This is a genomic window from Halomonas halmophila (genome assembly GCF_006540005.1).
GTDB classification, from domain to species: domain Bacteria; phylum Pseudomonadota; class Gammaproteobacteria; order Pseudomonadales; family Halomonadaceae; genus Halomonas; species Halomonas halmophila.
This window is the reverse complement of record NZ_BJOC01000053.1, coordinates 1-9615: the sequence shown is the minus strand read 5'-3', so window position 1 is coordinate 9615 and position 9615 is coordinate 1. Positions and strand designations below refer to the sequence as shown.

The following is a 9615-nucleotide window of genomic DNA, read 5'->3' as shown; positions in this document are numbered from 1 at the left end:
GTTATAAATTACAAATTTGCTCTTTACCTGAACCGGCCGCAGATGACTGCTGCGGATCGGAATGAGCTTGCGAATGTAGATCCGCAGCAGTCATCTGCGGTCATAAAAGCAAGCAATATATTGAGTCTGGCTAATCGCCCGACTAAGCCTACAAGTCAAACATCTAACTTGGAAGCTCAAAACGCTAAAGAACGAATTTTAGTTTAGCACATAAAAAGAAAAAATGTCAATGAAGACATAGTGACATTTACTCTAAATATTACCTCTAACACTTCCATCTTTGAATTTTTCATCCGTGTCTCAGCGCATGAAGAATTCTTTGTGTTTTCTCAAGGTGACCTCCTATCCTTGGAGCCTTCCGCACTGGTACCACCTAGCCTCTGCCTTTCCGGCTAGTCGGTATCCGTCGCTATCTGCTTGAGCGTCTCCCAGCGGTACATCGTCGCTTGTAGGGAAAGCTCGGCTTTCTTCGGAGCCTACCATATCGAAACGCCGAGGATAGAGAGCGAGGTTCATAGCATGGCCCCCAGCCTCGTTGGACGCCTGCTGCCGGCTATGGGCGGCCAGCCCAAAGCGTTCCGGTATCGGCCTTCACGTCGTCATTTGCCTGCAGTATGACGGGGCTAAGGTGGCTTCGTGACGAGGCGACTCGTGACGGGGGAATGAGAAGTCCATACAGATGCGAGGTTGGCCCGTCAGTTGGCGTCATGCCAGTCAGTTAACGCTGATTGGCATTTTTCTTGGCTGGGTATTCCTGTGGTCGGCGCCTGACCGATCAAGGATAGGGTCGCTCGCGTCGTGCTGGTAGAACGAAGGACAGTGCTATATCCAACATCGACTGCATCACGCCGGGCACACGCCCCGGCGAGACCCAGGGCAGGATCGTCAACTCCTTGATGAGCCAGCAGGAGGCCTGGTGGAAGCGGAGCTGGTTCAGGTGCACGACATCCAGGCTATAGGCCATGCAGGCCATCTGGAAGCGGATCAGGTTGTAGGCCAGCAAGGTGCCCCAGAGCGCCTGGAAGACCTTCTCCGGTGTCCGGCTACGCAGCGTCAGGCGGTTATTCAACAGGGATTGCTTCATTTCCCGGTAGCCCAGTTCGATTTCCCAACGAATGGAAGTCTCGGTCAAACAGGGTCAGAGAGTGATCCGGGGTGCTGGCTATAAGCTAGGGCGTCAGTTCCCTTTCACTGCTCGCCACCCTGTCGAAGACTGAGCTCCGAAGGGTGTTTGCCGGGAAACACGATGTCGAGGTGATTGACGATCTGTCCCATCGGAATATGCCGGAACAAGGCCATCCCGACCACGGTTTAGATCACCATGTCCAGCGACAGGCGTCGCTTGCGCAGGGGGGGCACGCCGGCTTCCTCGAGGCAGGTATCGATCAGTTCGGGCGAGAGCACCTCGGAGAGGCTGGAGGAATCCTCGGGTGCCGCCTGGGCTATGGCATCTAGGGCATTGCTGAAGTGCATGGACCTTCCCATGTCAGTGGGCCTGACACGGGAAGGTCTCATGATCGGCTGATTGAGAATAGGCTTAACTGACTAGCATTGCCCTACCCCGACGCCTGCGTCAGTGAGCCTTCATTTCACGGACGATCTCCTCCCCGCTCAGGCTGGACGGATAGTAGGTCGGCCAGTTCGTGACCTCTTCCAGCAGGGCGGCGCGATCATCCCCCCAGTAGAGGTGGTAGTGGCCGGCATCGGTGGGAAAGATGCTGTGGTCGCTGAACTGGATGTAGTCCGGCAGCTCGTCACCGCCTTCCTCGAGCTCGAAGATGTAACGCACGCCACGATTGCCGGCGTCGTAGGTCAGGATCTCGTAGCCATCATAGGCATACTCGCCGGACATCGTGTCACCATCCTCATGGAAGGCAACGGTGCTGCCATCGATCACGATGCGATCGACATCCGTCTCGTAGCCTCTCTCATAGTATTTCTTGTATTCCTCGGCGGTTTTCTCATCGCTCTTCTCCGCCTTGTCGGCCATTACCGGATCGAGCGTACCGTCCTGCAGATAGGGGTAGACCGACTGCCAGTCGCCCTGCCAGTCGGACAGCGCGCGATCCTTGACCTGGCTGTCATCGAAGTAGCCCGCATGGATATCACTGTCATGATCATGGTCGTGGTCGTGGTCGTGGTCGTGGGCATGATCATGGCTGTGTTCATGGTCATGTTGATGCGAGTCGCCGCTCTCCTGGGCCAGGGCCAACGGGCCAGCGGTCATGGTCAGCAGGCCAAGGGCAAGGATGCCTGCAGGTTTGACATACGTCGGATTCATCGAAGTTCTCCTTGATGGTTGCATTGAGCCGGGGCGTTCGCCCCGAGCGTAAAGACTGCCGTTCCGGGAAGAGGCGGATCAGGTGGCCGATGCACAGTCGGCGACACCCTCTGCCAACTGCTGCAAGAGCCTGGGGTAAAGTGACTCACCAGGCGTCAGGTCGGCCCCCAGGGGATCGATCACGATGGAAGTGTTCACACCTGTCGGGCCGAAGACGTTGTCGACCAGCTGCGGGGTGAACTGCGGCTCGCTGAAGACGCAGTCGACGCCCAGCTCAGTGACCGTGTTACGCAGCTCATCGATACGTGCCGGGCTGGGGTCCGAGGCATCACCCAGGGAGATGGCGCCGGCAGCGGAGAGATCGAAGCGCTGTTCGAAATACTGATAGGCATCGTGGAAGACGATGAAGCGGGTATCGTGGGTGCCTTCGAGACGCGCCTGAAGATCGGCGATCAGCTCATCGAGCTCCGCCTTGCCGAGGCGCGCGTTTTCCTGATAGGTCTCGGCATGCTCGGGATCGGCCTTCGCCAGTGACTCGGCGATGGCGTCCAGCCAGACCCGGGCGTTGGCAGGATCCAGCCAGGCGTGCGGATCCGTGCCGTCGTGGGAATGACCATGCGCTGCGTGGTCATGTCCTTCATGGGCGTGGGCGTGGGCGTGATCGTGCTCATGGTCATGTCCTTCATGAGCGTGTCCGTGATCATGCGCCTCGAAGGTGGCCCCCCGACGGAAGTCCAGGGTCCGGGTGCCCTCCACGTCCAGCAGGGGCACGCTATCGGCATCAGCGGCCAGGCTGTCGATCGATTCCCCCAGCCAGGGCGCCAGTGCTTCACCGACCCAGAACACCACATCGGCGCGCTCCAGGGCGGAAGCCTCGGAAGGTCGCATGGAATAACCATGCGGCGATGCGCCGGGCTGGATCACCAACTCGGGAGAGCCCAGATCGCCCATCACACGGTCGACCAGCGAATGCAGCGGTGGAATATCAACTGCCACATCGGGTACATCAGCGGTGGCCATGGCCGGCACTCCGGCTCCCAGCAGGGCCACCCCCCAATAACGGACTCGCAACATCATGATCTCCTTGATCAGCAGGTGAAGCGCAATTGAGCGATGCGTATTTATGTTATAACATAACGTTTCTGTCAAGCCGACCAGACAAACCGATCGGCCTGGCAACGCTCGAAAATTGCCGGCAGGTGCTTCATGACATTGCTGACCATCGAAAATCTTGATGTCGATCTTGGCGGCCAGCCAATCCTCGACAACATTCACCTGACCCTGGGGAGAGGCGAGATCGTCACCATCGTCGGCCCCAACGGTTCGGGCAAGACCACACTGCTGAAAACCATCATCGGCGCGTTGTCCCCGGCATGGGGCAGGATTCGACGCAGCCCGGGGCTGGTGATGGGTTATGTGCCCCAGCGCTTGCACCTTGACGCGACACTACCGATGACCGTCGATCGCTTCATGCGGCTCCCCGGCCGACACTCTCGGGCGGGCATCGACCAGGCGCTGGAGAGCGCCGGCGCCGCGGGCCTGGGCAAGCTTCAGATGAGTTCGCTATCAGGGGGACAGTTCCAGCGCATCCTGCTGGCACGGGCGCTGCTGGGGTCACCGGACCTGCTGATTCTCGATGAAGCGACCCAGGGGCTGGACCAGCAGGGTGTCATCGACTTCTATCATCAATTGGAGTCCGTGCGTCACGAGCTGGGCTGCGGGGTATTGATGGTCAGCCACGAATTGCATGTGGTGATGCGCACCTCGGACCGCGTGGTCTGTCTGAACCGCTCGATATGCTGCGAGGGCACGCCGGAAGGTGTCGCGTCCTCGGCGGCCTACCAGACCCTGTTCGGCCAGGGCGTGCCGGATGCTTTGGCCGTGTATCACCATGACCACAGCCCCCGACCGACACTCCAGGAGCTGGCATCATGATATTGGATGACTTTCTGGTACGTGCCGCCCTGGCGGGTATCGGCGTGGCCCTGGCCGCCGCTCCCCTGGGCTGCTTCGTGGTATGGCGACGCATGGCCTACTTCGGCGATGCCACGGCACACGCCGCCGTGCTGGGCGTCGCCCTCTCGCTGGTACTCTCCACCTCGATTCTGGCCGGGGTGCTGGTCACTTCCCTGATCATGGCCACGCTGGTCTCGTCGCTGAGTGGCCGCGGCTATGCCATGGATACCCTGCTCGGTGTCATGGCGCACTCGGCGTTGGCATTGGGGCTGGTCGCCGTGTCCTTCGTCTCCGGGGTACGGATCGACCTGATGGCCTACCTGTTCGGCGACATCCTGGCCGTCGGCAAGCTGGATCTGGCGATTATCTGGGCCGGCGCCGTCATCGTGCTGGGGCTGATGCGCTGGCGCTGGTCCAGCCTGCTGACTGCCACGCTGAACAGCGACCTGGCCTGCGCCAGCGGCATCGATCCCGGGCGCGAACAGTGGATTCTGACCCTGTCGCTGGCCGTGGTCGTGGCGGTCGCTCTCAAGGTGGTCGGCGTGCTCTTGATTGCCGCCCTGCTGATCATCCCCGCCGCCACGGCACGCCCCTTCAGTCGCACCCCGGAGAGCATGGCCCTGCTGGCCGCGCTGTTCGGTGCCGGCTCCACCACGGGCGGGTTGCAGGCCGCCTACTGGCTGGATACGCCGACCGGGCCGACCATCGTCAGCCTGGCGGCCGTACTGTTCATGCTGTCCAGCCTGGTCGGCCAGGCTCGTGCACGCCGGCATGCACAGTGATCCGGGTGGCTGTTACAGGGCTTCCAGTGCATCGGACAGCTTGTCGACGGGCACCACTTCCATGCCTTCGGGAGACTGCTTGGGGGCATTGCCGCGCGGCACGATGGCACGCTTGAAGCCATGCTTGGCCGCCTCGACGATCCGCTCCTGGCCGCTGGGCACCGGGCGAATCTCGCCGGACAAGCCGACTTCGCCGAAGACCACCAGCTCGCGCGGCAGCGAGCGACTCTGCAGGCTCGATACCACGGCCAGCAGCACGGCAAGGTCGGCACTGGTCTCGAGTACTTTGACCCCGCCGACCACGTTGAGGAAGACGTCCTGATCACCAGTGAACAGGCCCCCATGGCGGTGCAGTACGGCCAGCAGCATGGCCAGCCGGTTCTGGTCGAGCCCGACGGCCACGCGCCGCGGATTGCCCAGCGCCGAGTCATCGAGCAGGGCCTGGACTTCCACCAGGATCGGCCGAGTGCCTTCCCAGACCACCATCACCAGGCTGCCCGGGGCCTGCTCTTCATTGCGCGACAGAAAGATGGCACTGGGGTTCTTCACTTCCTTGAGGCCATGCTCGAGCATGGCGAACACACCCAGCTCGTTGACGGCCCCGAAGCGGTTCTTCAGGCCACGCAGGGTGCGAAAGCGCGAGTCGGCGCCGCCCTCCAGCAGCAGCGAGGCATCGATCATGTGCTCCAGCACCTTGGGCCCCGCCAGGGTGCCATCCTTGGTGACATGGCCGACCAGCATCAGCACCGTGCTGGACTGCTTGGCGAAGCGTGTCAGGGCAGCGGCGGACTCCCGCACCTGGGCCACGCCACCGGGCGCCGAGGCGATATCCTCGAGGTGCGTGGTCTGGATGGAGTCGATGATCAGCACATCCGGGCGCTCACGCTCGGCCACGCCGAGAATCGTCTCGATACTGGTCTCGGCCAGCATCTGCAGGCCCTGGGTCGGCAATTGCAGGCGCCGGGCGCGCATCGCCACCTGGCTCAGCGACTCTTCCCCGGTGACATACAGCACACGGCGCTGCTGGGCCTGCTTGCAGGCCGTCTGCAGCAGCAGGGTGGACTTGCCGGCGCCGGGGTGGCCGCCCAGCAGGACGGCGGAGCCCGGTACCAGGCCGCCGCCGAGGACACGGTCGAATTCCTCGAAGGTCGAGGTCAGCCGCGGCACCTCCCCGAGGTCGACATTGGCCAGGTCGACCACTTCACGCGATACGGCTCCGCTGTAACCACTGCGACCGGCACCCCCACCGCTGCCACCAGCGGCGCCGGGGCGCGCAGCGGAGAGCCGCACCTCGCTCAGCGTGTTCCACTCCTGGCAGCTGGAACACTGCCCCTGCCATTTACGATATTCGGCACCGCACTCGGTGCAGACAAAGGCACTCTTGGCTTTGGCCATCAGGATCTCGTCGAGGGAATACGTTCCGGGGCTGGACAAGCGAAGGGCGGCCCGTCAGCCGCCCTTCGACATCACTCGGTGTCGCGCATCACATCCGCTTGAGACGCAGGGCCTCATTGTTCTGGAAGCGACGACGCTGCGGATCGATCAGCTCCAGGGTCTGCGGGTTGACGCGCAGGAAGTAGTAGACCTGGCCGTCACCATTCGGCGTCAGCTCGTAGACCGTGGCTTCCGGATTTTCGGCGGTGCCATCGAGGACGCTCCAGTTACCGGAATAGGTTTCCTTGGGCGGGTTTTCCGGATGGCCGCGATAGGCCGCTTCCAGGTCGAAGGTGCGTTGCGCGGCTGCGCTCTCCTCGCTGCCTTCCATGGTCACGTTCAGATCGATTCCCTGGCAGTTGCGGCAGGGCAGCGTGCCTTGATAGGTCTGCTCGGTGCTGGTCATGCCCGCGTCACTCGTGCCCTGATCGGTGGGGCCCGACGCACAACCCGCCAGCATGGCGAGCATCGCCGTACCCGCCAGCAACATCCTGATTTGCATATTCGTTCTCCTAACCAGTGGTCTTGGCGCCGTCATTCACGGCTGCCTGTTCAATAGCATAACCTGTCGTGCCTACAGCGGACAGTCGGAGCGCTACCAGGTTCCATGGGTCATGATGCCATTGGTCGCACCTGTTCGAACACCACCCATAGCAGCAAGGGCATCACCAGCAGACTTCCCAGGTTGCCGATCAACACCAGGGAGGCGACCTGATGCGGTTGCTGCCGGTATTGTTCGGCGACCAGATAATTCAATACCGCCGGCGGCAGCGCGGCAAAGACCCACAGCGCGGCCGCCGCAGTGCCCGAGAGGTCCAGCAGCAGAACCATCGGCAGCGCCACCAGCAGACCGGACAGCGGACACAGCACGGCCCCCAGCAACCCCAGACGCCACTGGGAGAAATCGATGTCGAGCATGCGCACGCCCAGCGCGAACAGCATCAGGGGAATGCTCACCCCGCCCAGCATGTGCATGGACTCGAGCAACCAGGGCGGCAGTGCCAGGCCACTGACATTGACACCCAGCCCGGCGATGCTCGCCACCACGATCGGCATTCTCAACAGCCGCCACAGGGGCGTACGCGGGTCGAGCATCCACAGGCCCACCGAAAAATGCAGCAGCATCTCCACGATGAAGAGCACCACGGCCGCCGGCAAGGCCGCCTCGCCAAAGGCCAGCACGATCAAGGGAAGCCCCATGTTGCCGGCATTGTTGAACATCATGGGCGGCAGGAAGGTGCGCACGTCCAGCTTCAGCCAGCGCGCCAGGGGCCACAGTACCACGCCGGAGCCTAGCACCACCACACTGCCCGCCAGGGCCAGGCGAGCATGATCGGCCAGCGGTGCCTGGCGATCGGCCAGCGCCGCGAACACCAGCAGGGGCACGAACAGCTCCATGTTCAGGGTGTTCAGGCTGCCAGTGTCCGGGCGCCGGACACGTCCATAGAGGCTACCGCACCCGGCGATCAGGAAGACCGGCAATAAAGTGGCAAGAATCTGGGCAAGCATGCGGCGTCATCCATGGCGAGCGAAGCGTCTTCACGAGCGAGTAGCCTAACACCCTGGCGGCTTGCGCGGCTGCGGCGAGCGGGTCACCATGTTCGCACGATTTCCCGCGAGCGAGAGACCATGAGCAAGTTCTGGAGCCCCAAGGTACGCGAGCTGACGCCCTATGTGCCCGGCGAACAGCCCCGCAAACGGCTGATCAAGCTGAACACCAACGAGAACCCCTACCCGCCGGCCCCGGGCGTCGAGGCCGTGCTGCGTGAGTTTCCGGTGGACCATCTGCGGCGTTACCCTGATCCGGATTCCAGTGCACTCCGCGCAGCGCTCGCCGGGGAGCTGGGTGTCGAGCCGCAGCAGGTGTTCGTCGGCAACGGCTCCGACGAAATCCTGGCACTCGCCTTCCAGGCCTTCTTCTGCCACGGGCGCCCCCTGGAGATGCCGGAAGTCACCTACAGCTTCTATCCGGTCTACTGTCGCCTCTTTGATGTCACGCGGCGTGCCCTGCCTCTGGATGCTCAGTGGCGCGTCGACCTGGAGGCGTTCACCACCGACAGCAGCGGCGCCATTTTTGCCAATCCCAATGCGCCAACCGGCCATGGCCACGCTCGTCAGGCGATCCAGGGCCTGCTCTCGCGGGTAAAGGACTCGGTGGTGCTGATCGATGAAGCCTATGCCGACTTCGGCGGGGAAAGCGCCATCCCGCTGGTCGCCGAGCATGACAACCTGCTGGTGACCGGCACCTTCTCCAAGTCGCGCAGCCTGGCCGGACTGCGCCTGGGCTATGCGGTAGGCTCCCGGGAGCTGATCGAGGGGCTCGAACGGGTCAAGGACTCCTTCAATTCCTATCCCATCGACAGCCTGGCCAGTGCCGTCGGCATCGCCTCGCTGGAGGATCGCCAGCATTTCGAGGCCTGCCGCGAGGCCGTCATCACCACCCGCGAGCGGACTCGCGAGCGTCTCGAGTCACTCGGTTTTCAGGTCCTGCCCTCGAAGGCCAACTTCCTGCTGGTCAGCCACGCCTCGCTCGACGCCGCCCAGCTGTTCGTCGGCCTGCGCGAGCGCGGCATCCTGGTGCGTCACTTCAATACCGAGATGCTCAATAATCACCTGCGCATCTCCATCGGCACCGAGGACGAAATGGACTCGCTGGTGGAAACCCTGGAGTCACTCTGCCGCTGATGGCTGAAACGCCGCCCCTGCACGGGGCCTTTTCTGCACGGGACCTACGATGACCCAGCCCACGCAACGCTTGCCGCTCGAACGTGTACACCATGTGGCCCTGATCACCGCCGACTATCCGCGCGCTCGTCGCTTCTACCTCGACGTCCTGGACGCCGAGATCATCGAGGAGACCTATCGTGAGGCGCGCGACAGCTACAAGCTGGATCTCAGGCTACCGGGCGGCATTCAGCTGGAGCTGTTTTCCTTCCCCGCACCGCCGCCGCGCCCGAGCCGCCCCGAAGCCTGCGGCCTGCGCCACCTGGCCCTGGCCACCCGGGACCTGGATGCCTGCCTCAGCCTGCTGCAGGCGCGCGGTGCCGAAGCGGAACCCGTGCGCGTGGATGAGCTCACCGGAGCACGTTTCAGCTTTCTCGCGGACCCCGACGGTACCCCCATCGAGCTCTATGAAGTGAACGCCTGAAGGCCAGGGCATCG

General features: G+C 62.8%; 11 protein-coding genes and 1 pseudogene. 5 read left to right on the top strand and 7 right to left on the bottom strand.

Features of this window, described 5'->3' with window-relative positions:
• Positions 1-207, top strand: a 207-nt coding sequence (locus HHA01_RS14875; protein ID WP_218023818.1) for a hypothetical protein, incomplete at its 5' end; no start/stop codon positions are given.
• Between the two features lie 571 nt (positions 208-778).
• Here the strand turns inward: HHA01_RS14875 and HHA01_RS15100 are convergent.
• From HHA01_RS15100 to HHA01_RS14320, 4 genes and pseudogenes are all read right to left on the bottom strand, one after another.
• Positions 779-1114: pseudogene (locus tag HHA01_RS15100) on the bottom strand (transposase); the annotation flags it as partial.
• A 197-nt stretch (positions 1115-1311) separates the two neighbouring features.
• Complete coding sequence (locus HHA01_RS15095) at positions 1312-1473, bottom strand: transposase domain-containing protein (RefSeq protein ID WP_170214890.1); 162 nt, start codon at positions 1471-1473, stop codon at positions 1312-1314.
• A 100-nt stretch (positions 1474-1573) separates the two neighbouring features.
• Complete coding sequence (locus HHA01_RS14325; protein ID WP_141321902.1) at positions 1574-2281, bottom strand: metal-binding protein ZinT; 708 nt, start codon at positions 2279-2281, stop codon at positions 1574-1576.
• A 78-nt stretch (positions 2282-2359) separates the two neighbouring features.
• Positions 2360-3358, bottom strand: coding sequence for a zinc ABC transporter substrate-binding protein (locus HHA01_RS14320; protein WP_246053920.1), 999 nt, complete (start codon positions 3356-3358; stop codon positions 2360-2362).
• A 129-nt stretch (positions 3359-3487) separates the two neighbouring features.
• Between HHA01_RS14320 and HHA01_RS14315 the strand changes: the two genes are divergently transcribed.
• Both HHA01_RS14315 and HHA01_RS14310 read left to right on the top strand, forming a co-directional pair.
• Complete coding sequence (locus HHA01_RS14315; protein ID WP_141321898.1) at positions 3488-4216, top strand: metal ABC transporter ATP-binding protein; 729 nt, start codon at positions 3488-3490, stop codon at positions 4214-4216.
• A complete protein-coding gene (locus tag HHA01_RS14310) occupies positions 4213-5019 on the top strand; it encodes a metal ABC transporter permease (RefSeq protein ID WP_174787741.1) in 807 nt (268 codons plus the stop codon). Before HHA01_RS14315 ends, HHA01_RS14310 begins: the two co-directional genes overlap by 4 nt.
• Before the next feature lie 12 nt (positions 5020-5031).
• Here the strand turns inward: HHA01_RS14310 and radA are convergent, their stop codons facing one another.
• The 3 genes from radA to HHA01_RS14295 form a co-directional block, all read right to left on the bottom strand.
• Positions 5032-6414 carry a DNA repair protein RadA gene (gene radA, locus HHA01_RS14305; RefSeq protein WP_141321896.1) on the bottom strand — a complete coding sequence of 461 codons (1383 nt, stop codon included), beginning with the start codon at positions 6412-6414 and terminating at the stop codon, positions 5032-5034.
• A gap of 88 nt (positions 6415-6502) precedes the next feature.
• Positions 6503-6955, bottom strand: a complete 453-nt coding sequence (locus HHA01_RS14300) for a copper resistance protein NlpE N-terminal domain-containing protein (protein WP_141321894.1) — start codon at positions 6953-6955, stop codon at positions 6503-6505.
• A gap of 110 nt (positions 6956-7065) precedes the next feature.
• Positions 7066-7962, bottom strand: a complete 897-nt coding sequence (locus HHA01_RS14295) for an AEC family transporter (protein WP_141321892.1) — start codon at positions 7960-7962, stop codon at positions 7066-7068.
• A 120-nt stretch (positions 7963-8082) separates the two neighbouring features.
• On the opposite strand from HHA01_RS14295, the gene hisC reads away from it, so the two are divergent.
• Positions 8083-9138: a histidinol-phosphate transaminase gene (gene hisC, locus HHA01_RS14290; RefSeq protein ID WP_141321890.1), complete on the top strand. Its 1056-nt coding sequence runs from the start codon at positions 8083-8085 to the stop codon at positions 9136-9138.
• A 49-nt stretch (positions 9139-9187) separates the two neighbouring features.
• A complete protein-coding gene (gene gloA2, locus HHA01_RS14285; protein ID WP_141321888.1) occupies positions 9188-9601 on the top strand; it encodes an SMU1112c/YaeR family gloxylase I-like metalloprotein in 414 nt (137 codons plus the stop codon).
• Positions 9602-9615: the final 14 nt, after the last annotated feature.

Excerpts from the sequence above, each read along its gene's own strand:
- HHA01_RS15095 (WP_170214890.1), bottom strand. The coding sequence starts at position 1,473 with ATGCACTTCAGCAATGCCCTAGATGCCATAGCCCAGGCGGCACCCGAG.
- HHA01_RS14325 (WP_141321902.1), bottom strand. The coding sequence starts at position 2,281 with ATGAATCCGACGTATGTCAAACCTGCAGGCATCCTTGCCCTTGGCCTG.
- HHA01_RS14320 (WP_246053920.1), bottom strand. The coding sequence starts at position 3,358 with ATGATGTTGCGAGTCCGTTATTGGGGGGTGGCCCTGCTGGGAGCCGGA.
- HHA01_RS14315 (WP_141321898.1), top strand. The coding sequence starts at position 3,488 with ATGACATTGCTGACCATCGAAAATCTTGATGTCGATCTTGGCGGCCAG.
- HHA01_RS14310 (WP_174787741.1), top strand. The coding sequence starts at position 4,213 with ATGATATTGGATGACTTTCTGGTACGTGCCGCCCTGGCGGGTATCGGC.
- radA (WP_141321896.1), bottom strand. The coding sequence starts at position 6,414 with ATGGCCAAAGCCAAGAGTGCCTTTGTCTGCACCGAGTGCGGTGCCGAA.
- HHA01_RS14300 (WP_141321894.1), bottom strand. The coding sequence starts at position 6,955 with ATGCAAATCAGGATGTTGCTGGCGGGTACGGCGATGCTCGCCATGCTG.
- HHA01_RS14295 (WP_141321892.1), bottom strand. The coding sequence starts at position 7,962 with ATGCTTGCCCAGATTCTTGCCACTTTATTGCCGGTCTTCCTGATCGCC.
- hisC (WP_141321890.1), top strand. The coding sequence starts at position 8,083 with ATGAGCAAGTTCTGGAGCCCCAAGGTACGCGAGCTGACGCCCTATGTG.
- gloA2 (WP_141321888.1), top strand. The coding sequence starts at position 9,188 with ATGACCCAGCCCACGCAACGCTTGCCGCTCGAACGTGTACACCATGTG.